The organism is Nitrosococcus wardiae (genome assembly GCF_004421105.1).
GTDB classification, from domain to species: domain Bacteria; phylum Pseudomonadota; class Gammaproteobacteria; order Nitrosococcales; family Nitrosococcaceae; genus Nitrosococcus; species Nitrosococcus wardiae.
In genome coordinates, this window is sequence record NZ_CP038033.1 from 2519771 (window position 1) to 2544868 (window position 25098).

General features: G+C 50.4%; 17 protein-coding genes. 15 read left to right on the forward strand and 2 right to left on the reverse strand.

The annotated features are described in order from the left end of the window. The 11 genes from E3U44_RS12125 to E3U44_RS12175 all read left to right on the forward strand — a co-directional run bounded on the left by E3U44_RS12125 (window position 1) and on the right by E3U44_RS12175 (window position 16681). Window positions 1–804, forward strand: a complete 804-nt coding sequence (locus E3U44_RS12125) for a DUF928 domain-containing protein (RefSeq protein ID WP_134358438.1) — start codon at window positions 1–3, stop codon at window positions 802–804. A gap of 292 nt (window positions 805–1096) precedes the next feature. Next, window positions 1097–2869 (forward strand): ShlB/FhaC/HecB family hemolysin secretion/activation protein, encoded by a 1773-nt coding sequence (locus E3U44_RS12130; protein WP_134358439.1) that lies wholly within the window; start codon window positions 1097–1099, stop codon window positions 2867–2869. Window positions 2870–2890: 21 nt separating this feature from the next. Continuing rightward, window positions 2891–8581, forward strand: coding sequence for a two-partner secretion domain-containing protein (locus E3U44_RS12135; protein ID WP_134358440.1), 5691 nt, complete (start codon window positions 2891–2893; stop codon window positions 8579–8581). Further along, the gene (locus E3U44_RS12140) at window positions 8574–11708 is read left to right on the forward strand and encodes a CHAT domain-containing protein (protein WP_166805073.1); all 3135 of its coding nucleotides are present in this window, start codon (window positions 8574–8576) and stop codon (window positions 11706–11708) included. The genes E3U44_RS12135 and E3U44_RS12140 overlap by 8 nt, the downstream gene beginning before the upstream one ends. Before the next feature lie 249 nt (window positions 11709–11957). Then, window positions 11958–12272 carry a hypothetical protein gene (locus tag E3U44_RS12145; RefSeq protein WP_134358442.1) on the forward strand — a complete coding sequence of 105 codons (315 nt, stop codon included), beginning with the start codon at window positions 11958–11960 and terminating at the stop codon, window positions 12270–12272. A gap of 69 nt (window positions 12273–12341) precedes the next feature. Further along, window positions 12342–12680 carry a hypothetical protein gene (locus E3U44_RS12150; RefSeq protein WP_134358443.1) on the forward strand — a complete coding sequence of 113 codons (339 nt, stop codon included), beginning with the start codon at window positions 12342–12344 and terminating at the stop codon, window positions 12678–12680. A gap of 426 nt (window positions 12681–13106) precedes the next feature. Beyond that, window positions 13107–14534: a DUF4384 domain-containing protein gene (locus E3U44_RS12155; protein ID WP_240761429.1), complete on the forward strand. Its 1428-nt coding sequence runs from the start codon at window positions 13107–13109 to the stop codon at window positions 14532–14534. 13 nt (window positions 14535–14547) lie between these two features. Next, the gene (locus E3U44_RS12160) at window positions 14548–14847 is read left to right on the forward strand and encodes a hypothetical protein (RefSeq protein ID WP_134358445.1); all 300 of its coding nucleotides are present in this window, start codon (window positions 14548–14550) and stop codon (window positions 14845–14847) included. 103 nt (window positions 14848–14950) lie between these two features. Then, a complete protein-coding gene (locus tag E3U44_RS12165) occupies window positions 14951–15559 on the forward strand; it encodes an OmpA family protein (protein WP_134358446.1) in 609 nt (202 codons plus the stop codon). Between the two features lie 11 nt (window positions 15560–15570). Then, complete coding sequence (locus E3U44_RS12170; protein ID WP_134358447.1) at window positions 15571–16275, forward strand: head GIN domain-containing protein; 705 nt, start codon at window positions 15571–15573, stop codon at window positions 16273–16275. 109 nt (window positions 16276–16384) lie between these two features. Beyond that, window positions 16385–16681, forward strand: coding sequence for a hypothetical protein (locus E3U44_RS12175; RefSeq protein WP_134358448.1), 297 nt, complete (start codon window positions 16385–16387; stop codon window positions 16679–16681). Between the two features lie 105 nt (window positions 16682–16786). Here the strand turns inward: E3U44_RS12175 and E3U44_RS20390 are convergent, their stop codons facing one another. Both E3U44_RS20390 and E3U44_RS12185 read right to left on the reverse strand, forming a co-directional pair. Then, a complete protein-coding gene (locus tag E3U44_RS20390; RefSeq protein ID WP_134358449.1) occupies window positions 16787–19261 on the reverse strand; it encodes a caspase family protein in 2475 nt (824 codons plus the stop codon). 214 nt (window positions 19262–19475) lie between these two features. Next, entirely contained in the window at window positions 19476–19910 is a 435-nt protein-coding gene (locus E3U44_RS12185; RefSeq protein WP_134358450.1) for a phosphate-starvation-inducible PsiE family protein, read from the reverse strand. Window positions 19911–20584: 674 nt separating this feature from the next. Between E3U44_RS12185 and E3U44_RS12195 the strand changes: the two genes are divergently transcribed. The 4 genes from E3U44_RS12195 to E3U44_RS12210 all read left to right on the forward strand — a co-directional run bounded on the left by E3U44_RS12195 (window position 20585) and on the right by E3U44_RS12210 (window position 24686). Continuing rightward, on the forward strand, window positions 20585–21268 hold the full coding sequence (locus E3U44_RS12195) for a transposase (protein WP_338040793.1): 684 nt from the start codon (window positions 20585–20587) through the stop codon (window positions 21266–21268). A 366-nt stretch (window positions 21269–21634) separates the two neighbouring features. Continuing rightward, window positions 21635–23989 carry a TonB-dependent receptor gene (locus tag E3U44_RS12200; RefSeq protein ID WP_134358453.1) on the forward strand — a complete coding sequence of 785 codons (2355 nt, stop codon included), beginning with the start codon at window positions 21635–21637 and terminating at the stop codon, window positions 23987–23989. Between the two features lie 38 nt (window positions 23990–24027). After that, window positions 24028–24270 (forward strand): hypothetical protein, encoded by a 243-nt coding sequence (locus tag E3U44_RS20785; RefSeq protein WP_166805074.1) that lies wholly within the window; start codon window positions 24028–24030, stop codon window positions 24268–24270. A gap of 59 nt (window positions 24271–24329) precedes the next feature. Beyond that, on the forward strand, window positions 24330–24686 hold the full coding sequence (locus tag E3U44_RS12210; RefSeq protein WP_134358454.1) for an HMA2 domain-containing protein: 357 nt from the start codon (window positions 24330–24332) through the stop codon (window positions 24684–24686). Window positions 24687–25098: the final 412 nt, after the last annotated feature.

Genomic DNA, 25098 nt, shown 5'->3' on the forward strand with positions numbered 1-25098 from the left:
ATGACAAAACCACCTTTCGGCTACCTGATGCTCTTTAGTGTGGGTATGCTGATCTCCTGGGTTGTTCCAGCAGGGGAAGACCGGGGCGATAAAGAGGCAGCGGCCACTGAAAAGCGCTCGGAGAATTCTTCATCATCACCTATTTACCAAATTCCCTATATTCCTCCTGCACCGGAGCGTCTCACACCACTGGTTCGGGTGGCAAGCGGCGCTACCCGCGGGGTGCAAGCTGCGGCTCCCCCCACTGTGACCCTTTTGGCTCCTGAACATGTAGCACTGACAGTCAAAGCTCAGCCGATCCTCTATTGGCATCTTCCTGAGACCATAGAGAACTCTATTGTGCATACCCTCATCCCCCAAGATGCTGCGAAGCCGCCCCTTCAGTTCTCCATCCCAGGTCCCGTGCCAAGTGGCATTCATGCTCTCAATCTCTCCGCCCAAGGCGCCCGTTTGGAGCTGGGAAAGATCTATGAGTGGTCGGTGAGCCTAGGGGATAAGTCCCGAGCGTTTTCTGCTAACGATCGCATTGCCAAAAGATTCATCATGCGCAGGCCTCTGAGTGCTGTTCTTCAGGCGACCACCACCGCTGACCCCTTAAGCCGCGCCCGTGCCTATGCTAAGGCTGGGGTCTGGTACGATGCCCTGGCCGTGTTATCAGAAGAACTTGCCCATATCGCTAAGCAACAAACGCTTCACCAGGGACATCTTCAGTTATTCGAAATGGCCACCCAACGGACCCTTCAACAGGCGCGCACCCAACTGCTCGAACAAGGTGGTTTGGCTCATATCTTAAGTTCTAGATAAATAGCTGGAAGCTGCTAGAAGAGCCGTTGCCCATTTACGGCAGGGATTATCAAGGAACTATTTCACATTTTTCGTGTTGATAAAATCGTGGATGTGTATAGCACTCGGCCATTATAATTTATTAATTACAACCAATTTTTTAAGATAGAGCTTATGTGATAAGGTTGCCTAAAAAATAACTCAACAATCTCAGAGTTCGCAGGACCGGTTCTGGCTAAGGGAATAGCTCCACAATAGGGCCACGAAGAAAAACCAAAATAAAAGAGCTCAAGGAAGAGGGGAGGATTACGACATGTATGCTGTCGAGTATTGGGGGGCGCTTTTCCTGTGTCTTACAGAGCGATGTGACAGACACGGTGATTGGATCGGGGCATTAAGATTTCTCTGGCAACAGGGGATAGGCGTATTAATGGCTGGGTGGCTTTTGGCCCATCTCCCACAATCGGTTTTCGCCCAGCAGCAACCCTTACCTGGGCCGATACAACCTCAGCCCTCACCGCCGGTTCAGGCACCCCCACCCCCCGAAGAACCCGCTGAAATCACGATTACCCCGCCCGGTATTGCGGCGCCGCCAGGCGCCGAGCAAATTTCGGTGGTATTGCGCGAGATCATCTTTGAAGGGGCAACGGTTTATACCCAGGAAGAGTTAGAAGCCGTTTATCAGGAAGACCTTGGAAAAAAAATCCTCTTAACCCGCATTTTTGAAATTGCTGAGCAGATCCAAGACAAGTATCGGGAAGAGGGCTATCTACTGACTCGCGTGATTGTTCCGCCCCAGACCGTGGAAGAGGGTGTTTTCCGAATCCAGGTGATTGAAGGGTTTGTGGACGAAGTGCAGGTGGAAGGGGAGGTCGGTTCGGTCCGGGAACGAATCAAAGCCTACCTGGCCAAGGTGACTGAGATCCGCCCGGTCCGAAAACAAGATCTGGAGCGCTACTTATTGCTGGTCAATGATCTCCCTGGGGTGCGCGCCTTTGGGGTACTGCGGCCTGGAGTGGGGGAGCTGGGGGCCAGTCAGCTGGTGGTTGAGGTGCAGCGTAAGCCCTTTGACGGCTATGTGCTGGCCAATAACCGGGGCTCGGAATTCACCGGCCCTGAACGCGCCCTGCTCACGGTCCGTGAGAATGCCGGCACTCGATTCGGTGAGCAAGTAGAAGCCCTTTTTTTAAGCACGCTTGCCAGTGATGAGCAATTTTTCGGGCAACTGGCTTATACCCAGGCGCTCGGTGACGAAGGGTTAAGATTTCGCCTTGCTGCAAGTTATAGTCCCACTGAGCCGGATTTTACCTTAGCGCGATTTGAGGTGGAAACCGAGATCTTATCGACGGAGGTCTCCATGAGCTATCCTCTGATCCGCTCCCGAGCGAAGAATCTTTATCTTAATTTTGGCTTTCAGACCATTGATTCAGAAGTTGAGTTTTCGGGAGAGCGCCTTAATCGAGATCGGCTTCGGGTGTTGTTTGCGGGGGCTGCTTTTGATTTTGAAGATCCCCTGAAGGGGCGTTCTTTGGTGAGTCTAGGGATACGCCAGGGTTTAGATGCCTTGGGTGCCAGTGAAGAAGGGGAAGAAAACCTCTCCCGCGAAGGCGGGCTCCCGGATTTCACCAGTTTAAACGCCCAAGCTTCCCGTTACCAACCTTTGGGGGATCGGTTTGGCGTGTATTTGGCGGCCCGGGGCCAGTTTTCCTTCAATACTTTGCTGTCGGTAGAAGAGTTTCGCGTGGGCGGCGAGCAGTTTGGCCGCGGTTACGATCCCTCAGAGATTTTGGGAGATCATGGCCTGGGTTTGACTGCCGAGGCCCAATATAACCAACCCACCCCCTTTGAGATATTGCCTAATGTGCAATGGTATGCCTTCTACGATTATGGGGTGGTATGGAACCGGGATTTGGGAGATGCCGGGGATTCTCGGGATTCGTTGGCTTCCACGGGAGTGGGTGTCCGTACTCAGATTTTAAAGCATTGGTTTGTGGATTTGGAAATGGCCAATCCTTTGACCCGGACGCCTATTTCCGAGGGGGATAAGGATCCCCGGTTCTTCTTTCAGGTCTTGGCGCGTTTCTAGGAAGATACAGGGGAGTCTACGATGTCACATACAGGTAAGCGAAAGCAGCGGGTGAGACGGCGGAAGCGTCGGTCTGGTCCAGGCCAATCCATGAGGGGGGATTATGGCCCTGCGCCGAGTCGGTCGACGGCCCCGGTGCAGGTTTCCTTGATTGTTTTGCTGGTTTCGTCAGCCATCTCGTGGCCCGGATCGGCCGAGGCCAATCCCCGCGGTGGCCGGGTGGTCGCAGGATCGGCCTCCATCGTCCAACGAGACCCCTCGCGCCTCGATGTGGTTCAGGAAAGTGATAAGGCCATTATTGATTGGCGTCGCTTTAGCATTGGAGCTGACGAGCACACTCACTTTCAGCAGCCCTCTACCGCTGCCATCGCTTTGAACCGGGTGAAAGGGGCTGATCCTTCCCAAATCCTCGGGCAGCTCACCGCCAACGGCCAGATCTTTCTGGTAAACCCGAATGGGGTACTGTTTGGGCCCGGGGCCCAGGTAGATGTGGCGGGCCTGGTGGCTACCACAGCGGACATCCGCAATGAAGATTTTCTCGCTGGAAATTATGTCTTTGGTCTCTCTTCGGAAAATGGAGAGGCCTCGGTAATTAACCTGGGTCAGATTCAAGTGGCCGAAAACGGTATTGCGGTGCTAGCGGCTTCGGGAGTCCATAACAAAGGGCTCATTCAGGCCCGTCTGGGACGCGTTGCCTTGGCTGGTGCCCGCACGTTTACCCTAGATTTTCACGGCGATGGCCTGTTGCAATTTGATGTGGGCTCCCAGGTGAGGGTGCAACCCACGGGTCCTGATGGCCAGCCCCTAGAGTCCCTCGTTTCCAACACCGGCAAGATTGTTGCCAATGGCGGTGTGGTCACCCTGACTTCACATGGAGCGGATGCGGTAGTGGACCGGGTAATCAACATGGAAGGGGTCGTCCAAGCCCGGGCGGTGGAAACTAAAGGTGGCACCATTGTGCTCTCCGGGGGTGAGGAGGGGGAGGTTGCCGTTTCGGGAATATTGGACGCCTCAGGCGCTGAAACAGGCCAAACCGGCGGCACTGTAAAAGTGCTAGGCGAGAAAGTAGGCGTGTTTGAAAACGCCCATATCGATGCCTCGGGAGATCAAGGCGGTGGTGAGGTGTGGGTCGGAGGCAATTTCCAGGGCAAAGGCCCCGAGCCCAATGCCAAGCGCACCTATGTGGGCCCCACGGCCACCATTGCCGCTGATGCGAAGACTCAAGGGGAGGGGGGCGAGGTCATTGTCTGGGCCGATGAGGTGACGGGCTATCACGGTGAGATTAGCGCCCAGGGAGGGGTAGAGGGAGGCGATGGAGGATTTGTCGAGGTTTCGGGTAAGGAAAATTTAATTTTTCGGGGTATGGCTGATTTAAGTGCCCCGAAGGGCAGTAGTGGTACTTTGCTGCTTGATCCGACAGATATCACTATCATCCCCGGTAGTGGTGATGACACCGACTCCACCATCTACGAGAACACCCTGGAGGCTTTGGGAGAAAACGTTAATCTCAAACTCGAGGCGGATGAAGATATTACTTTTTCTGGAATTTTTGCCTTAAGCCTCCAAACCAACTCGGTGACATTTAGTGCAGATGCCGATAAGGATGGTGTGGGAGTTTTCTCTGCAGTCAATGAAGGAGCTTTTTCCGCACTCAATGAAAATGTACCGGGGCGAGAGTTCAGCAGCGTGGAAGTTGGTATTGAGACTCAGGGGGGCAATATTACCATTGAAGGCGCGAGAATAAGAGTAGCCGATATTAATAGTAATGGTGGAGATATTACCCTCAGAGGTACAGTGGCAGGAGCAAATATACAGCACTTAAGCTTAAGCCCTTCCATCTCGAAACCAATTAGTAGTGGTGGCGGAGATATTACTCTTACGGGGGATAAAATTGACTTAGGGGAGGGCATTAATAGCGTCACTGGTTCTGGGGGCAATCTATTTATTCAGCCAGTAAACCCTAAACAGGAAATCAGGATTGCAGGTTCCGGCGAAACTGGAGCGTTAGAGCTCACAGCAGACGATCTGGTTGCCTTGGCGGATGATTTTAGCACAGTCACCATTGGCCGTGATAATGGCACCGGAGCTATTATTGTTGAAGCTGAGGGTGTGATCTTTAACGACAACCTTATTCTTCAATCGCCAAGCACGGGGGGGAGGATTTTAGCCAATGGATCTATTCAAACGAGTAGCCACGATTTAGCCCTAATAGCTGGAAATGATATAGAAGTCAATGCTGATATCACCACAGTAGGTGGAGCCATTAGTCTCACCAGCAAAAATGGGAGTATAAAAACTGATAATAAATTTATAAATTTTGACTCTAACGGCTCTTCAGAGGGCGGCGCAATTAAAATCACTAGCGCCGGTCTCGTTGATATCGGCAATATGGATTCTTCCTCAACTTCTGGCGCTGGGGGTGAAATTATCATCAATGCTCGGGGGGATATCTCTATCGGTGAGCTTACCTCGAGTGGGTTTTCGCGTGGAGGAAACATTAACCTGACCAGCACAAATGGGGCCATAGAAGCTAAGAATTTCTCATTCGAAACTCAATTCGAAGCTATTGAGGCCGCCTCAGGTGCCACTTCATCTTCCATAAATGGCTCTGGTGGTAATGTTACCTTTTCTGCCGCTACCCGAGTATCGGTAGGTAATATCGACACAGGGGGGGGCTTGGGAAATGGCGATATATTTCTCTCAGGGAATGAAATCGACTTGCTAAGGGGACCTAATAGCGTAAATGGAAAGGGTCCTAGTAATCCTGGCGGCAATCTATTAATCCAGCCTGCAATTCGCGAACAGGATATTGTGATCGGCGGTTCTGCTGAAACAGGGGACTTAGATCTTACGGCAGCTGATTTAGCCGCTTTGAGGGATGGTTTTAGCACGATAACTATCGGTCGAGCGGATGGGGCCCATGAGATTACGGTGACCGATGCCGTATTCCGGGACCCGGTGACGATACAAACGCCGGCGGGAGGATCAATTACGGTCAATGCCAGCGGTACGGGGCCGGGGCTTAGGGGGGTAGATGATGCGTCCTTGACCCTGATAGGTCCGGGGGCGACCACCACCCTCAATGCGGATGTGACCACCGAGGGCGAGCCCATTGTGATTGACGATGCGGTGCTTCTCGGAGCAGAGGTGGTGCTGGCTACGACCCAAGGTGAATCCGAGGGCGCGGGGATTGAGATTTTGGGCCCGGTGGATGGTGCCCAGGCTTTCACGCTCAATGCCGGCGCGGGCGCCATTGATTTGAGGGAGCCGGTGGGGGGCCGCACGGCGTTGAGGGAGCTGACCGCCACGGGGTCGAGGATTGACGTCCAGACGGTGAGCACCCAAGGGGACCAAACCTATACCGGGGCGGTGACCTTCAATGGCAGGGGTTATAGCACCGGTGGAGGAGCATTTACCGTGGCCGGTCCCTCGACTTTAGGCAGCGATGTGACTGTGCGCTCAGAAGGCGGGGCGATGCGCTTTGAGGGAGCAGTGGATGGCGACGAGGCCGGGAGCAACCGCACCCTGGAACTTGAGGCGGAGAGCGGGACCGTGGGTTTAGGGCCGGTGGGGACCGGCACGGTGTTAGGCGAAGTGACCGTGGAAGCTGGTTCGTTGACGGCAGCGGCCCTGCGGGTGATGAATGATATCGCCTTAAGCACCGACGAAATTGCTCTTAACGGTGCTGTGGCCAGTGAAGGGGGTGGGAATTTAACTCTGCAGCCCCGGCAACCGGGGACCCCCATGGTGTTGGGTACAGTGTCTTCTGACAATTTACTGTCTTCCACCTTTAGTTTGGACACCACGGAATTGGGCTTTCTGGAAGAGGGTTTTGGCTCCATTACCGTGGGTCGGTCTGACGGGATGCACCTAACGACCGTGACCGATGCCATATTCCGGGACCCGGTGACGATACAAACGCCGGCGGGAGGATCAATTACGGTCAATGCCAGCGGTACGGGGCCGGGGCTTAGGGGGGTAGATGATGCGTCCTTGACCCTGATAGGTCCGGGGGCGACCACCACCCTCAATGCGGATGTGACCACCGAGGGCGAGCCCATTGTGATTGACGATGCCGTGCTCCTTGGAGCAGAGGTGGCGCTGGATACTACAGCTAAAGGTTCTATAGCGGGCGCCAATATTGTATTTGAAGGTCCGGTAATAGCTGATAGTAATCTCCTTTCCCTGACTGCAGGAATGGAGGGAGACATTAACGCTGCTAATCGGGGTAATGATTTTGCGACCGTTGAAATTCCTACAGGTCACGATGTCCTGATTTGGGATAGGAACGAGATTAACTTGGCTTCTTCATCAGTGACCGGCGCTCTGGAGGTGACGGCCGCTTCAGGAATAAATGGTATTGGTCCGCTAACGGTCACGGGGACGGCCAGCTTCAATGGAGGTGCTGGCCCGATTTTATTGGCAGATGAAGGGAATGATTTTGTTGATACCGTGTTCCTGAATAATAGCGGCGCAAATGAGGTCAGGATTACAGATATCAATGGGCTTCGTTTAGGCCCATCCATGGTGGGCAGTAGCGATTTTGTGGTGACTACCGATACCCTTGATGTTCTTGATGGGACTGAAGCAGGCGCCTCCATTGCCGGCTCAGGGCGGCTGATTTTACAACCCTTGTCGCCTGAACAACCTATTACGCTAGGCCGGTCAGAAGGTGGGTTCCAGCTTACAAACCAGGAGCTTGGACGCTTTCAGGAGGGTTTTGAAACCATTACTATTGGCCGGGCGGATGGTGCCCATCGAATCACGGTGACTGAGGCCGTCTTCCGGGACCCGGTAATCCTGCGAACGCCGGTAGGTGGTTCCATTACCGTGAACGCTTTGGGATCAGCTCCGGGATTAAGTGGTGTCGATGATGCTTCCCTGACATTGGTGGGGGCAGGGGCCACGACTACCCTCAATGCCGATGTCGTGACTCAAGGGCAGCCCATTATTTTCAATGATGCTGTTTTATTGGGGATGGCGGTGCAACTGGATACTACCCAGGGTGAGGCCCCAGGGGCAGATATCCGTTTTAATGGTCCTGTGAATGGCCAGCAAGCTTTGATCCTGAGCGCAGGAAATGGGGCTGGAGATATTATCTTTAGCCATGACGTGGGTGCCGTTACTCCCCTGGGTCCAATCACTATTGACAGTGCTCGCAATGTGACAATGAACGGTCGGTTTGTGGCGGGTGACACCCGGGTAATTTATAGCGGTGATTTTACGACAGTTAAAGATTCATTGAATTTGGCGAGTTTATTTATCGAACCTACCGGAACTTCTGCCACCATCTTTGGGACGGTGGCCGGGGTGTCCGGTTTGGGAACGGCCGTGATGGTAGAAGGTCCTGTGGGGGATCCCAACTTCACTATCAACGGTTGCACGATTGGTGCGCCCTGTTTTCTCCCCCCTTCAGCAGAGCCTAACAGGGAAGTTAATCTTCTTGTCCAGGAGGTACCGGTATTAGTGATAGAAGAGCCTCCCCTGTGGGTGATCAGAACGCGGCGTAATCCCTTTGCAGATCAAATGACGTTCCAGCTTCCCTCCTTGGGAGATAGAACGCAGTCTGTTTCCTCCACGGAGGAGTCGACGCCTCGGTTCTCCAACTTGGGAGGCGGGACAGGGGGTATGCCCTCAGGAGATCCGAGCACATCCCAGTTCTCCAATTTAGGGAATGAAGAACTGTGGGTTAAAGAACCCGAAGATGATTGAGCATTTGATGCAGAGGTGGCTTAGCCGGTTAGTTATTTTTCTGGGGGGATTCCTGATTCTCTTGGGCTGCCAGTCAACGGCGTTTCAGCGTGAGCAGGGTAAAGCGCAGGAGGCCGAAATTTTGGTTCGCCCTAATCTAGTAGGCGAAAAATGTCGGGTCCAGCCTGCCACTTATCCTGATTTCGCAGACCAAACAGAACAGATATTCCAAGTTTTTTGCGGGCGCTGGGAGCATCCAAGCGGACGCCTTTACCAGGTGGCTTCTTCAGCTTCCCTTGAGACCTGGACCTCAGGGGGATGGTGGCGAGAAGTCCTTGAACAGCGAATGCTGTGCGAACAGGAGGAGCCTGCCACTCTCCTTGAGGGGGTAGAGGCACGTCTTCTTCAATGCCGATTACGTAACGGCGGTTGGCCCTATATCGCCCTCGCGGCTCGGATTAACGGCTCCACTTTCCTGGCGGATGGAATACCTGCCCTATTGCGTGTGCTGGAGGAAAGCATCGGCTTTCTTTCGGGGCAGGTTGAATTGAAGTTAGAGGAAGAGGGGACAGTTTCGGCGGCTATTCAGCGCTTGGAAGCCCAGCTTGCGGATCGCATGTATGGCGCAGGTGATCTCCAAGTCTATTACCAGTTGATGACGGCCGGTCAGTATTACAACAGCATCAAAGATTTTGTTACCGCAGCAAATCGCTACCGTGAGGCTCTTGCTCTCCACGAACGGTTGTTAGGCCTGGGCAATCCTGAAACGTTGGATCCGGTGATGCACCTTGCCTTGGAACTTAGCAATCAGCAACGCTTCACTGAAGCAGAAGCCCTCTTTGAACGGGTTAGCACAATAGCGAAACAAGCCCTTGATCAGGCGGATTATGCCCGCTATCTAAGTTACCGAGGTTTCCATGCCGCCAATCAGCGGCAGTTTAAAAAGGCCCTTGAATTAGCGCGCCAAGCCACCAAACTGAGGCGAGAGTTGGCTTCACGCACGTCTGTATTTGCTGCTAGCGAGAGGGTGAAGGGAGGCCAAACAGTCTTGCCTGTGGGGCAACGAGCAGATATGGAGATCCTCCATAGGACTCAAGCTTCCGGCTCTGTCGATATGGTGCAGAGTTTGTCTCTGGAGGCGGCAATGTTGCACCGGCTTGGCAAAGCGGCACAGGCAGAAAAAGTGCTGCAAGAGGCAAACGAGATTTTATTGGCTGCCCAGGAGGTGCCACCCACATGGGAACCGGAACTACTTCGGGTGGATGCAGAAATTGCGGCTTCCCAAGAGGTAGGCGGGGAGCGTCAGCAGCACTTGAGTACGGCGGTTACCCTCTGGGGGCAAATTGCGCCCCGGGAGCGGCCAGGGGCGGTTACTTATCTGGAACTCGGGAAGGCCTATCGCGAACAAGGTCGTCTGGATGAGGCTATGACTGCCTTCCGCCGTGGAATCAAGCTTCTCAAAAATCAAAATGGTAGTCTTCGCTTCGAGCAGCTACAGCCCTATCTCAAAACAGCCTTTGAAGTAGCGCAAGCGCAGCCTGCAAAGCGTCCTGCTCTTTATGCGGAGATGTTCGAGGCGGGGCAGTTAGTACGCAGCGGGCAGACAATTCAGGATATTGCTCGTGCTGCGGCGCGGTTGGCGGCCTCTGAAGGCCATGCGGGAGAAGTGATCCGTGCATTTCAAGAGGCCCAAGATGAACGCCACCTTTTGTACCGGGCCTATGAGGCGGAAGTGGCGCAACCGGAAGCGCGGCAAAACCGAGAACGCCTCAAAGCATTGAGCGCTGAACTCGTGGAGATTAATCAACGCATCCGGAAGTTGAGCGAGCAAGTTCAGGCTGCATTTCCTCGTTATAACCAAGTGATTGATACGGTGACTAACACTGATCGGGTGCTTGAATTAATTGAGCCCCACGAGGCCCTAGTGCAAGTGTTGCTAGGAGACACCGGTGGCTTTTTATTTCTTGCTCACCACGGTAAAGTCAGCGCCCATCCATTGGAGCTTTCAATAAGAGAAGCGGCGCTTGCCGTAGAGGAGCTGCGGAGTAAGATTACACCACAGCCCGATGGGGGGTTGCCAGCGTTTGACGTGGTTCGTGCCCATCAGCTCTATCAGGAACTCTTTTCGTCTGTGGCCAAGCAAATTAAAAAGGTGGAACATCTCATTACGGTTCCCTCCGGTCCCCTGCTAAGTTTGCCTTTTGGCTTGCTGGTCACTGAAACACCTCCCTCTATTGAAAATTATGATTACACCAAGGTGAAATGGTTGGCGCAGCGTAGTGCCCTCAGCCTAGTCCCCTCTGTGCGCTCTTTTATTGATCTGCGTGTGATTGCACAGCCTTCCAAAGCGCCAAAGGCGTTTGCCGGTTTTAATAATTTTATTCCCTATACGGCGGATGAGGTTGCCCAAATTGATGTCGATATACCCGAAGAATGTCTTTCCGAGCCGGAACGGCTCAAGCAACACCGGCAAATGTTATTACGCCTTGGCTCGCTACCGATGACTGAAAGTGAAATCCAGGAAGTCGCTAAAACCTTTCCCCCCCATTTAACCGATTTGTTCTTGGGTAGAGAATTTACCGAAGGGATCGTGCGGACACTGCCTCTGTCCACCTATCGGATTGTCTATTTTGCTACCCACGCGTTGCTTCCGGCAGAGCTCAGCTGTCAACCGGAGCCCTCGCTAGTGGCTTCGCTTTCCCAACCCTTGGAGGCTGGCGAAGACGGCCTGATTGATACCAGTGAAGTGTACAAGTTAGAGCTTGATGCGGACTTGGTGGTGCTTTCCGCCTGTAACACGGGGGGACCTGGCACCCAAACAGGTGGGGAGAGTTTATCCGGGCTGGCGCGTGCTTTTTTCTTTTCCGGTGCTCGCTCGTTATTGGTGTCGCACTGGGTCGTTGAAGACGTCGCTACGAAAGAGCTGATGACCCGATTGTTTGAACACATGCGCGAAATGCCTACTACAGGATGGAGCGAGGCTTTGCGTTCAGCGCAACTTAGCTTGATAAAGGATGCTCGGGAGGCTCAGCAAGTTAATCTAAAAGAGGGTGATCAGAATATTCAGCAATACTGGTCTCATCCCTTTTTTTGGGCGGCATTTACCTTGGTGGGGGATGGCGCGCGAGGGGTGGTTGATATCTTATAAGATTTGCCCCTCTCACTCATACTTTGGCTTAGTAAAGGAGGAAAAAATAAGAGTTTGTGATTTTTTAACATTATTGTGGTGATAATTTTAACAGGAGTGAATTCAATCAACGGATTATAATTTTTTTCAATGTGAGGGGACAACAGTTCAAACTTGCATTTTATGACCCCGATTATGGGAGTTCATTGATTGGGATAAAAAGTTATACACGCTGTTGATTAATAACAAACTTACTTTGTGAGGTATAGAATGATGAAAAAGATGATTGTATTAGTAGCTTTGGTGGCAGGCATGAGCATGGCAACGGGTGTGCTGGCTGAAGGTTCAAAGATTCAAGGCTCAACTATCACCAATAAGGCCAACATTAAAAATTCTTCCAATATAGCGGTTGGTGGACTTTTGGGGAGTGCTGAGGCCAATCAGGGGACAGTGAAAATCAAGGGTTCCGCGGTTAAAGGGTCGACTATTTCCAACAAAGCCGACGTTAAGAATTCTTCTAATATAGCAGTTGGTGGGCTTTTAGGTGGGGCGAAGGCCAATCAAGGTTCTGTTGTTGTCGAGTAATCAAAAGTATGGACGAAGAAAGGCCAGGGATGGCTATTTCTTGATAACGCTAAGAGAAGGAGTAATACCGTGTATCAAAAAAAAAGAAAATTACAAAGAATATTTTTCTCGCTGGTGTTGATGTCCCCCCTAGTAGGGATGAGTTCTGATCTTGATGATGGTATACCCTTGGATACTCCAGTAGATGATTCCTTAAAGACAGGGGTTAATATCCCTTTTGTTCTTATGAAAGCAAAAGGTCGAGAGCTAAGCGCCACGAAAAACAAGAACAAAACGCTGATTACCGATAGAGATACTAACGTGGTTGGTCAAGGAAATATTATTTTAGGGCCTGGTGCGAAATTGGGCCCTGGAACCGTTATCATTAATAATTCTGATAATCGAGGAGCAGCAGCGATCGCAAAATAAACCAATCATATTCTTATTTGACTGCTAATGTGCCATTCCAGGACAGGCAAATAATGCCTTACAGTATAGGACCATTTTTTTAAAATCTATTTTGAAAATAGGTTACGGCACATCGTCCGTGGGGATGAATACCAATATAGGGCCTTATGGCGCTATACTACGCCTCTTATTTCGGCCTAATCAGATTAAATGAAAATCTGTGTGGAGTAAGTCTTATGTTTTGTCCTATGCGGTAACAGAGGCAGTGAAATGAAAACCAGGCTTCAATCTATAATATGCAAAATTCTTGTAGCGAGTGCTACTGCTGCACTTATCTCTGCTTGTAGCCTTAATCCTCAGAATGTAAATATTGATTTAAATAAAACGCTGCCTGAAGTTAAAACGACTATATTCAGTCGTGCGGTGAGGGGATTAGGGCGAGCTAATATGATTTATGGCCGCGGTCCGCTCAAAATCATGTCTAAGCCGATGACTGACAATACCGGCACATCCCTACCCACCAGTGGTGAGATTCCCCGCGATATTACGGAGATGGTCAAAAGCACTCTCAACTCCATTGGCGGTGGGATATTGTATGTTCCCTACGATCCAGAATTTATGTTGAATACGGCCCAGACCGGCTATTCGGAGTGGGGAGAGAAGCTCTTACCCAATGTGGTGTTAGTAGGTGGAATTACCGAATTTGATCGCGGGCTGGTGACTAAGGAAAAGGCCCTAGATCTTGGCGGTACTCTAGAAGAACTAGATTTACCTATAGCACTGGAGTTTGGGGATATTCGAAAAAATTCTTTGGCAAGCATTACCCTAGATTTCAACATGGTGGATTTCAGAACTTTCACTGGCATTCCTTTTATGCAGGCAGTCAATAATATCAAAGTGCATAAAGGAGTCGGTGAGGATCAATTGGGCTTTACCGTTTATGGGCAGACCCTGGGATTGCGTGGCAATATCAAAAAAATTCAAGGCCGGCATGCAGCGGTGCGGCTTTTAGTCCAGCTCAGTGTAATCCAAGTGGTAGGCAAGTACCAAAAATTACCCTACTGGCGTTTGCTTCCTAATGCGGAACCGGATTCCATTGTGCTTGATGCGGTACGTGAAGAATTTTACAGCTTTGAGGAAGCTGATCGAATTGCCAGGATTCAGGAATATCTCTACCTATATGGCAAGCCGGTAGAAGTGACGGGACGTTTGGATAAAGCCACCTTGGACGCCCTTCAAGCTTTTAAGTCTGAACACGCTTTAGGGAATGCTGCTCCCGTTAGTGAAAAAGTTTATTTAGCCCTGTTTGAAAATATTCCTATTGAACTCCAAACTCAAGCACGTCGACGCCAGGTAAACGCAATGATCGAAAATTACCAGCAAAATCTCCGGGATTTAGCATTACAGGAAACGGTTGAGATCATGGCAGAGGCTCCACATGAAATCTCTGATCCCCCTAAGCCTCGACCTGAATTGGGGACCCTCAAAGTATGGCTCAATAAAAGCGAATTACAGATTGGGGAGCATTTAGAAGTTTTTTTTGAAGTCACTAAACCCATGTTTGTGCGTATCGTGAGCATCAATGCTGCTGGCCAAATGGCCACGCTATTTCCAAATCCTCACCAAAGTGATAATTATACCTTACCTGGCAAGGTTTATCGTATTCCTCCGGCTGGTGCTCCTTTTACTTTGTCGGTTGCTGCACCGGCTGGACTGGATAAGATTCGCGCTATTGCTGCAACTCAATCGATACCCGCTTCCTCGTTGCCTTTAACTGAGGACGGTGAGTTTGACCAGAATCAGGAGGAACGTTTTGCCTTTGCAGGAGCGGAATTCAAAGTCGTGGATAATGCTCTCGAAAAAGCCATGAATTGAGGGATGTTAAGCGATGAAACACTTTATGATCATTGTAGTGATCAGTTGGATAGTCGCCTGTGAAACTCCGACGGTGCGGCGGGAGGATTTTGTCGCCAAGCATTCTGATTGGGATCCTCAAATGGTAGAAGTGATTCGCGCTGGTATGATTGCGAAAGGAATGACTAAGGAACAAGTGCGTGCTGCATGGGGGGAACCTTGTAATACCTGTCAGGGGACCCGCAAATGGGAATGGGGCGAGTCGTGGGAGTATCGTACCCAAGTGGTTTTTTTTAACACTGATGGCTTAGTAATGCGGTGGGGTCCTAAATAAAAACTCTACTGCGAATTTCTATTATCTTCAAAAGTATTTGCTATGGGGTTTTAGTGCAAGCTTGAACTTAGAAGGTTCAAGTAGCTAGCAAGGAGATAAAGTAATGGCTAGAAAATTATTTTTTAAAGTGGCATTATGGGGCGTATGCCCCCTCATAGTGATGGCTGTTTTGAGCTTGAGAATGGCAGCCGCCGAAGAGGTCAAACTGTTTACTAAGCCCCCTTCGGCAGATGAAATGGGAGCGCTCCTTTTCCCTGAAAAAGAGAAGGCATCTCCAAAACCGCAGTTTAAAACCCGTTCGCTCGTGATGACACCTTCACCCTCGGCAAATCCTCAGCCGGCAGCGGAAAAGAAAAAATCCGTGGGTATTGCATTGCCGATCCAATTTGCCTTGAATTCATTTGAAATTTTGGACGAGACCCGGCCATATCTAGATGAGGTGGGGCGGTTATTAAATATGGAGCAGTTCAAAGAAGAGCGTATCATCATTGAAGGTCATACTGATGCCCAGGGTTCTGAAAATTATAATAATTGGCTTTCCCAAGAGCGAGCCAAGTCCGTTAAAAATTATCTAGTGTCCAGTTTTAGGGTCGATCCTGAACGTTTGATGGTTGTAGGACGAGGGGAACGGGAGCCTCTGCCTGATCTGAACCCTAACAACGGTCTCAACCGCCGAGTAGAACTCCATCGATTAGAGGGGTCAGTAAATTAAGGTCATAAACGATGAATAAATACTATGGAGTTTTGGCAGGGATAGCGCTAGGGTTTTTTTGTGTGGAGCCATTAAAGGCAGAAGCCGTCACCGGAAAAATTGTGATTGACGGGAATGTCTATGGTGATGATGTGGTAAGGGGCAATCACCAGCCCTCGGTAGTTCGCCGCCCCTTACCATGCTTTGACCAAATTACAGTACAGGCAGGCGTGGATCTCGTTTACCTGCCCGGCGACGATTGTGGCGCCACCCTTGATGCTGATTCTAATCTTCATCCCATCATTGAGACCGAGGTGGGCGGGGATATACTAAACATTGCCGCGCGGCGTTCCTTCCAAACTGAGGGCCCGGTACAAGTAGAAGCGAGGAGCCCAAGTCTCAGCCGTGTTGATATTCTATCGGCGGCAGATGCGGTATTGAGAAAACTCCATGTCCCTTCGCTGGTGATACGGGTGGCGGGTAGCGGTGATGTAAGCGTCCAGGGCCAGGTAGATCTGTTGGAGGTTATCGTCGAAGGCAGCGGAACGCTGGATTTGAGGAACCTGCACGCGAATCATGCCAAGGTTTTCGCAGGAGGGGCGGCCGATGTTGTCGTTTATGCAGCAAAATCACTGAAGGTTAATGTTACCGGTGCGGGCGATATCCTCTACTATGGCCGTCCTGCTCGGGTGGAAAAAAATATCTCGGGTGCGGGTAATGTGGAAGCGGCCGAGTAGGGGGATATTATTAGCAGGGCTATTAGGGGGGATAATTGGGCCGTCTTTTGCTTTTTCGCCGCTTGAATCTAGTCGACTTAAAGCGGGATTGATTTCTGCCACAGTATCAATGGAGGAATCAGCGCCTGCTAAAAAGTCAAAGAAACTTTCCCCTCAGCCCTATTCCATAGAGCAGGAAAAAAAACTACAAAGGGGACATTGGGTGGAGGTGGCCGGTTATGGGGATTCTCGCTATGTGTATGGTCAGCTCCAGATTCTTGGCGAAGGGGATGTAGCCGGCTATCTATATCAAAATGCTAGTCGGCAAATATACGTTGTTGGGGAAATTGTGGGTTCGAAAAGATTTTTAGTACGCGATACCGCAGGTGTGATCTATCGTCTAAGAGAAACCAAAGAGAAATATTGAATTCTGATTTTATACACTGGGTTTCCTGTTGCCCTGCCGCGTTTTGGCAGCGTTAATTCACAAAGCCCGTTGCCTACGAACGCAATACAATTATCCCTGTAGGTGTCAGTTCCAAGCTTGGTTAAGCATCGAACCCCAAACGGCTGCTTGTGATTCAAAAGATACAGGCACGAAGAAAAACTGTCCACCGGAGTGGCCCGCGTGTCGAATGGGGGCAAATTCGGGAACTTGATCGAAATCCTGTGCCTGAGCTGCATCGTTGACGAGTGCCGACACCTGGCGGTAAAGCCGTTGCCCTGCTAGGATTTCAGAGTTGCGTTGCAGGGTGTTAATCAGCGCCCTAGCAAAGATTGAGTGGCCGCCGCCGCCCCCATCAAGGACCGGTTGGAGTCCTCCTGAACTTAATGCTTCCCGAGAGCGTTTCTTCAGCAGTTGCTTTACCCATTCTGCTCGTTTTCCTGCGGTCATCCCTGCTTCTAAACGTGCCACGGAGCTGCGGGTCAAAGCACCAGAGTAGCAAGAGTCCGAGATCACAAGAAGATGTCGGCTTGCCATAATCTTGAGCAGATCTGTTACATTCTGTACGGAAATCCAGTTTGCATTGCTGTCAGGTTCGGCGTCAACTGGTAGCCAATGGCCGCGGTCATTTACTTTATCCAGGGTGCCATGGCCCGCATAGTAAATCAGCAAATTGTCATCTTCCGATAGATTCTTCCGATACTCATTGAGTGCCTTCATCATTTCGTAACGGGTGGCGTTTAGCAGCACCTGGGTTTTAAACCCATATTTATTTTTCAGGATATTGCCGAGAACCTCAGCGTCGCGCATGGCTGTATCCAAGTGGGGAAGATGCTGATACTTATTGTTGCCGATAACTAGAGCGTAATAATTCCCAAACAGGGAAGGAGGTAACAAACTTTTCGGTGGAGTATCGTCCTGGGGCAGGGATAGTGCAGACAAGTTGCTGGCTGGCGATCGATCCGGTACCAATGTGAATTCGATCGCTGACCGTTTACCATTACGGTCCACGGCAACGATGCTGACCAGGGTTTTCTCTCCGCGGATCGGCACGTTAGTCTTGAATAAGCCGTGATCATCCACCCTTTGTTCCTGCTCGTTGACAGTGAGTGCCAGCAATCCTCCTGGTGCCACGATTTTGCCCACCACCGGCCGAGCTTCAAGTCCGGAGCGGGTATGCGCGGCGGGAGTCCCCCGGCTAATAACGAGTGGCGGTTCAATGACCTCAATGGTGGGTGCGACCACAGCAATTTTTTTGTTGGCTCCTTGGGCAAGCGCTTTTTTTCTACTTTCGTTTGCTAACAGGGCTTCAAGTTCTTTGATCCGAGCTTTCTGTTGTTCCAAACTTTCCGACTGCTTCTGATTTACTTGCTCTAGCCCAAGTAGTTGCTGTTGTTTAAACTGGACCAATTTGGCGCTTGAGTTTTTATCCCGTTGTTCTAGATCGGCCCTTGCTTTCTGCAACTGTTCCTGAGTTGCCGCCAGTTGTTGGCGTAGTGCGGTTATGTCGTCGTTGCGGTGGTCCAGTGCCGCTTTGAGCGTCTTGATTTCCTCGGTAGTATCTGTGGCAAAGCGGGCTGCTCCTTGCTTCAAGTATTTCAAGGCCTGCTGCTGCTGTGCTGCAGTCTCTTCCAACTGGACGATGAGTTGCTGCTTACGGTAGAGTTCCGCCTTCTGTTCCCCCAATTGTGTTTCGAGGTACAAAATTTCGCTGGACTTACTGCTGTCCGCTAGCGCCGCTTTTTTCTGAGCAAGCTGTTCCTGTAAGGCGTTCAGCTTCTGTTGACTATGCTTGAATTCACTCTGGCGGCGCTGTAGTTCTGTTTGTGTCTGTTCAAGTTTATGCCGTGCCTTTTGGAGTTTTAGTCTAAGAGAGTCGGCCTCTCGTTTGTAATGGGTCGCGTCTTTTCTGAGCTGTTCCAGTTGCTGGCTGATCCCTTCTACGGACGATGCAAAAGCGATTTGCTTTTCCTCTAGCCCTGACGCTTTACGGTACCAGTTCAGGGCTTCAACTAGGTTTTGTTCGACTCCTAGACCTTTCTCATACAAGAAACCTAAGTTGATCTGTGCTGGCTCATAGCCCTGTTGGGCCGCTAGGCGATACCATTTGGCGGCTGCTGGGTAATCTGGTGGCAGACCTAGGCCTTTTTCAAAAATTTCCCCCACATAGGTTTGGGCCTCAGGGTCACCTTGTTTTGCCTGGGGCAGCCAGACCTTAAGGGCAGTGGCATAATTGGCCCGGTCATAAGCAGCGTATTCGCCGCCTCTCACGGCGCAATCTCTGGCGGTAGTGCGAAGGGGGCGCCGGGCAGCCATATAGGTGAAATGGGTTCCCAATCTTCTGACTTGGGGAGGCAGCAAACAGTCGACCACCTGCATTTGGTCGGTTTCGTTCATGCCGGATTGGGCATTCATTTGTTCGGCCTCAAGGGGGCGCTTAGAAGCACAAGAATTCAACAGCAGCCATAGGGCTATCAGCGCCAAAATTCGAATTATTAAAGCCAGACCATTGTTGCCGGTGTACAAAAAACTCCCCTTATCCACATGCATATGCTTCGTCACTCTCCGTTCTGGAACAGCGGATTGCCTTAAAGAACGGCTCTTCTTTGTTAATCTTGAACTTGAAGGGGGGGATTAATTTCACCGAATAATATTGGATACAACACCCTAGTCTAAGTGGGTTGCTTTGTTCGTATTTTTATTTTATGGGACTCTACCATAAAAAAATCAATTCATTTTAAATGGGAACCACTATAAATCAGTGGGAGGCATTTTATTAATCCTTTCTTTTAGGGGGGGACTTGGAATGGAGTGGAAATATCTGTTTAACCAGGTAGAAAGCTATTGCAAGCGCAATCACGATGGAGGCAATTCCAATTAGGGTCAGGCTAGATAATTCCTTCACGTCTAAGATGATGATTTTACGGGCGATGGCGATCATCGCCACTTCTAACACCACCTGCACATGAAGAACTTTCTCATCGAAATACACCTTAATGGTTCCCAGAAGCTCAATCCCGATCAGTACCAGTAGAAAAAAGCCGAAGATATCCAGCAACTGATCCACGTCGAGCAGCAGTACAGGCGGCTCGATAAGGTCTTTTACGATGAGCCAGCCCAGGTCAATGGTTGTCATGAGCAGAACAAAAGCCATCATCACAATGAGAGCAAGAACGATGATCTGCTCAAATACTTTCAAGAAATCTCTCATGGATTTTCTCTAACTAGAGTATTGTCGCTACAGGTTCTGCAAGCACCAGGAATAGCTGTTGAATTTATAAGTCAATAGTTCGGACAGTTTTTATACCTTGTTGCTGTAGGCAGGGGCCTGCTGGTATCGGAAAATGGTGTCTACGACAACGCCATTTTTTGACGATAACCAAAGGCCCCTACATTGATAATAGAAACCCTTTTAGCTCAAATGTCCAGTCTCTCCACGGCGCAACGTAAGTTTATGAAGGTGTTATTAACGACGTGGATGTGTCTGCGTGGCAAAGCCACCTTTCGTAATTTAAGCTGTTATAGCCAACTCAATGAGAAGACGTACGCCCGGTGGTTCCGGCGACCGTTTGATTTTGTCGAGTTCAATCGTCTGTGTTTAGCCGATCTTTTGGCGCAGCGTACCCGGCTTATTGCCGTGATGGATTGCAGCTTTAGTGAAAAAAGTGGTCGGCACACCTATGGTTTGGATAAGTTCTACAACAGCACGCACTATAGGGCCCAGAAGGGTCTGGAAATCTCTACGCTGGCCTTCGTGGATGTGGAATATGCTACCGCCTACAGCTTCTCCACCCGCCAGACGCCTCCCCCTGAGCATCCGGATGAAACACGAGTGGATGGGTACTTGCAGCATCTCAGAGAAGACCGGCACGCGTTATCGATTACCTGGTCACCGACGGCTATTACAGCAAAAAGAAGTTTACTGATGGGGTCGTGGACATCGGTCTTCATCAGATCGGCAAGCTTCGCCACGACGCCAACCTACGCTATCTCTACCAGGGTCCACAAAAACCCCGGGGCCGTCGCAGGCAGTACGACGGCAAGGTGCAATTTGACGACTTGAGCCGCCTTAAGTGGGTCCGGGAAATGGAGGGGGTCTATATTTACACCACAGTCGTCCACAGTGTCGGGCTCAAACGCACGATCCGCATCACCTATTTGCTCAAGCCAGATGGGCACAGGTTGCAGACCGCTCTGCTATTTTCGACCGATACCGAACTCTCTGCGGAGCAGATGTATCGGTACTACAAAGCCCGTTTTCAAATCGAATTTCTATTTCGTGACGCTAAGCAATTTACCGGCTTGTCCGACTGCCAGGCGCGAAGCAAAGAAGCCCTTCATTTTCACTTCAATGCCGCCATGACCGTGTTGAATCTGCTTAAACTTGAAGACCGTCAGCAAGCTTCAAACTCACAGGGGCACGTCATTTCTATCATGAGCTGGAAAATCCGTAAATTCAACGCGCATCTGCTCCAACGATTTTCTGAAAAGTTAGGTTTAGACTTCAGTTTGATAAAATCCCATCCCGCCTATGAAACCCTGCAAAACTATGGGGCTACGGCAGCTTAAAACTGTCTGGAGTATTGATAAGTATAAGAAAAAAATTAGTTTTTTGAGGGTTGATGTTTTTCTACGTCAAATCTAATAATGAGTATTGACATAGATCATATTTTTTATGATAATAATTCGTATTTGCACTTAAATGCAGACTCGAATTAACGAGGGGTGGTGTTAATTAAAGTAAATACTCTTTGTCAGCAGAGCTACGCTCATAGCACTGCTCCCATTAGAGTGGGGCTTCTTGAGTTGAAAAAGAAAAAAAATAAGAAACTAGGATACCTAGCCAGCCATCTTTTGTTTTCTGATGTCCTCCATCAAAAGACAGCCAGGCATGGTTTTTTCTATGAAGTGTTTGGGTCGGAGGAGAATTGAGAAATGTGGCAGATTCCAGGTTGGCGTAGCGGGAGATGGTTTTTGGGTTTGGCGGCTATCTCGCCACCTGCTCCCCATCAAAAGGTTAATTCAAAGGGACTTTTCTCCTACAAAGCAATCTGTGAAGGTAATGCATTCTCGGCCACAGGAGGGAGGACGAGTCTTCAGTCATGGGTTACGGTACGGGGGCTTGCCCATTGCTCCTTCACCCTAGGGATTTTAGGCTTACTGCTTGGCGTACCAGGAGAGACAATGGCCGATGAGGCAGAGGGAAATAATCTTAAGCTACCCGCTATTGAAGTAAGGGCGGTACGTCAAGCCGGTGCCCTCGATACTCTCTCCCGCTATGTCACTCGGATCACGCGGGAAGAAATTGAGAAGCAGCAGGAAACGACCCAGAGCGTCGCAGAAATCCTGGGGAGAATGGTGCCAGGAATGGCGCCCGCGAGTCAGACCTTTACCAACTCTAATCAGACTTTGCGCGGCCGCGACGTCCTGGTACTGATTGACGGTGTTCCTATGAATACCAACCGGAACGTCTCCCGGGACCTGTTTAATATTAAAGCGTCGGCCATTGAAAGTATCGAAGTTGTTCACGGGGGTAGTTCTGTCTATGGGGGCGGCGCGGCTGGCGGCATTATTTACATCAATACGTTGCAGGGACGACGAGAAGAAGGGATCGAATTTGAAACCGTTTTGGGTGGCGGTACCAGCTTGACCGAGATGGATGATGAAGCCCTTAGCGGCCGTTTGGTGCAAAGGGTTTTGGGCAAAAAGGGACCGGTAGACTACACCCTCTCTTTCAGTGGTGAACAGACGCAGGGTTTCTTCGATGCGGAAGGTGACCGTATTCCGCCGGAGCCTAGCCAGGGCGACCTTTCGGACACGGGCACACTGGATTTACTAGGCAAACTGGGTTATGAATTTGGTGCTGACCAACGGCTTGAATTGAGCGTTAATTATCTCGACCAGGAACAGGATACGGATTTTATTTCCGATCCGGCGGTAAATGATTTCCCACCAGGGAGCGTGAAGGCAAAAGCACTGAAAGGGCTTCAGCTTGACGAGCAGACGGCGAACGAGAACCTCCTCCTTAACTTGGGGTATATCAAAGAGGATCTCTTGGGCAGTAAGATTCAAGCTCAAGCCTATTATCGGGATTACCATAGCCGTTTCTTTCCTTTTGATGGGCGCCCATTCAGCGGTTGGAATGCTGTAGCGCAGACTTTTCTGGACTCGCAAGTGAGCGGGGGACGCCTGACCATCGACACGCCCCTTCCACTGCTGGAAGACCTGGATGCCTTCCTGCTCTGGGGGGCTGACATTAATTATGAGGAAACGGAACAGCCGGCCACCATTTTCAATGGTGACGTCTTTGATGCCTCGGGGGGCAGGGTTTTCGAAGTGACCGACAAGGAGCGAACCTTCGTGCCGGAGACGACCACGGAGTCCTATGGAGTTTTCGGCCAATTCGAAGTGATACCGCTGGATCAGGTGATCCTGCGGGGTGGTATTCGCCATGAATGGGTAGACGTCAGCTTTGATGATTTTGTTACCCTGGGGCAGGGCAATGAAATCGAGGGCGGTGAAATTCATTATTCTGAAACCACCTTTAATGCGGGTGTGGTGTATACTCCTGTTTCTCCCCTCGATCTTTATTTCAACTTTTCCCAATCCTTTGAGCTTCCGGACATTGGCCTACAGCTGCGCTTTGCGCCCGCAGGCTTCAACGTCACCGATTCCAATCTAGAACCCCGGATCATAGACAACTTTGAGATAGGAATGCGCGGGCGCTTCGGGGGTCTAAGAATCTCTGCCGCAGGGTTCTACAGCGAGTCTGATTTGGGTGGGGTATTCGTCGAAAATTTCTCGCTGGTACAGGAGCGTACCCCCGAGCATATCTATGGCGCTGAGGGCAGTTTGGATTATATTTTCAGTGACCAGCTAAAAATCGGGGGTACCTTTACCTGGCAGAAAGGGGAGCGGGAGGAGCCGGCCACAGGTGAAGATATCGCTCTGAATGGTTTTCGTATCCCGCCTTTGAAGCTGACTGGTTATGTAGAATACAGCCCCTTCCACTGGTGGAACGCCCGGCTGCAGGTGCTCTATTCCGGCAACCGCGATGATGCCGCAGAAGATGGTGTCGGCTTCGGCGGTCGCGAGGTGGAGGACTATACCGTCGTTGATTTGTATAGTAGCTTCGATGCGGGTCCCGGCACTTTGCGAATTGGTATTGAGAACCTGCTGAACAATCAATACCACACTGTCTTTGGCCAGTTGCTGCGTAGCGGGAGTAATACGAGTCATCTTGCCGCACGTGGCGCGACTGCGCGGGTGTCTTACACCTTGAGGTGGTAATACCCATGTTCCGCCCGGCACATGGAAGGACTCGATAATTGACAGGTATTTGTGCATTCCGGGACAGGCGCTATTTTTGCCACGAAGCGCCCAACCCATCAGGAGGAGAGCTTGCCGATAAAATCGATGATGGCTGTCATTGCTGCTTCCCAATTTTCTCTTTCCGTACGCCCGGAGGTTTTGCGGGGTTTAAAACTGTGGTCACCGTCATTAGTTTGGGGATCAAATTTTTCTTTAAAAAAGTAATCAGTCTATTGCTGGAAAAAAAAACACTGAAGTAGAGTAGATTAAATAATAATTATTATCATTTATATTAAATAAAGAGAAAGGGGTTAAGAAGGTGGCATACTATATCCATAGTTTACCAGGTAGGTTACGGGTCCGTTCATCCTTTATTAAACATTATCCCACTCAAGCTGAAGCCCTCAAGAGACGGATCGCCGCTTTGCCGGGGGTCCAATCCGTTAAAATCAGCAGTATTACCATTCTCTACCACGCTCACGAATTAGCTGCCGACACCCTCTTAGAGATGTTTGAGGAAGCGGGGTGTTTGGAGGGTGCCCTACCCAGCCGAGATCACTCCGCCGCGGCGGCCAAAGCTGGTGAAGTATTTGGAAAAGCGGTATTTGATGTTTTTATTGCCAAGGCCCTGGAGCGTTCCCTGGTTTCCCTGTTAGCTGTTCTTAAATCGAGATAGGGGAGTAGTGTTATGAGCGGTGTTTTTGCTGTAAAACCCGCTTATTTTCCTCCTTGCAAATGGCTGTCAAAATTTAAGTATTTTTTAGAAATATCCATCCCATCGGCTGGTGCGCAACTTATCCACAAGAGGCCTCGCAAAGCCCCCTCAATTCCCTCTTGCGCTTCCCTAAAAAACACCCTATGTTGTGCTTCCAAAGGAAGTTGACCACAGCTTCTTGTGGTTGCGTGCTGATTAACTAAGTTGGCAATAAAAAAGGCCAAGCGCTGGCACACTTGGCCTTATGATTTGCTGAATTAATATTACCAATGGTTCATTAGTAACTAGCAGCAACTAATTATAGAGTAAAACATTGATGTATTTATTATGGAATAAGCATTATGACACCATGGCCCATTGAAAGTCTACCTTC

What these genes read in the sequence shown, in the direction of transcription:
- E3U44_RS12125 (WP_134358438.1), top strand. Translation starts at nt 1, where the DNA reads ATGACAAAACCACCTTTCGGCTACCTGATGCTCTTTAGTGTGGGTATG.
- E3U44_RS12130 (WP_134358439.1), top strand. Translation starts at nt 1,097, where the DNA reads ATGTATGCTGTCGAGTATTGGGGGGCGCTTTTCCTGTGTCTTACAGAG.
- E3U44_RS12135 (WP_134358440.1), top strand. Translation starts at nt 2,891, where the DNA reads ATGTCACATACAGGTAAGCGAAAGCAGCGGGTGAGACGGCGGAAGCGT.
- E3U44_RS12140 (WP_166805073.1), top strand. Translation starts at nt 8,574, where the DNA reads ATGATTGAGCATTTGATGCAGAGGTGGCTTAGCCGGTTAGTTATTTTT.
- E3U44_RS12145 (WP_134358442.1), top strand. Translation starts at nt 11,958, where the DNA reads ATGATGAAAAAGATGATTGTATTAGTAGCTTTGGTGGCAGGCATGAGC.
- E3U44_RS12155 (WP_240761429.1), top strand. Translation starts at nt 13,107, where the DNA reads ATGATTTATGGCCGCGGTCCGCTCAAAATCATGTCTAAGCCGATGACT.
- E3U44_RS12160 (WP_134358445.1), top strand. Translation starts at nt 14,548, where the DNA reads ATGAAACACTTTATGATCATTGTAGTGATCAGTTGGATAGTCGCCTGT.
- E3U44_RS12165 (WP_134358446.1), top strand. Translation starts at nt 14,951, where the DNA reads ATGGCTAGAAAATTATTTTTTAAAGTGGCATTATGGGGCGTATGCCCC.
- E3U44_RS12170 (WP_134358447.1), top strand. Translation starts at nt 15,571, where the DNA reads ATGAATAAATACTATGGAGTTTTGGCAGGGATAGCGCTAGGGTTTTTT.
- E3U44_RS12175 (WP_134358448.1), top strand. Translation starts at nt 16,385, where the DNA reads ATGGAGGAATCAGCGCCTGCTAAAAAGTCAAAGAAACTTTCCCCTCAG.
- E3U44_RS12185 (WP_134358450.1), bottom strand. Translation starts at nt 19,910, where the DNA reads ATGAGAGATTTCTTGAAAGTATTTGAGCAGATCATCGTTCTTGCTCTC.
- E3U44_RS12200 (WP_134358453.1), top strand. Translation starts at nt 21,635, where the DNA reads ATGTGGCAGATTCCAGGTTGGCGTAGCGGGAGATGGTTTTTGGGTTTG.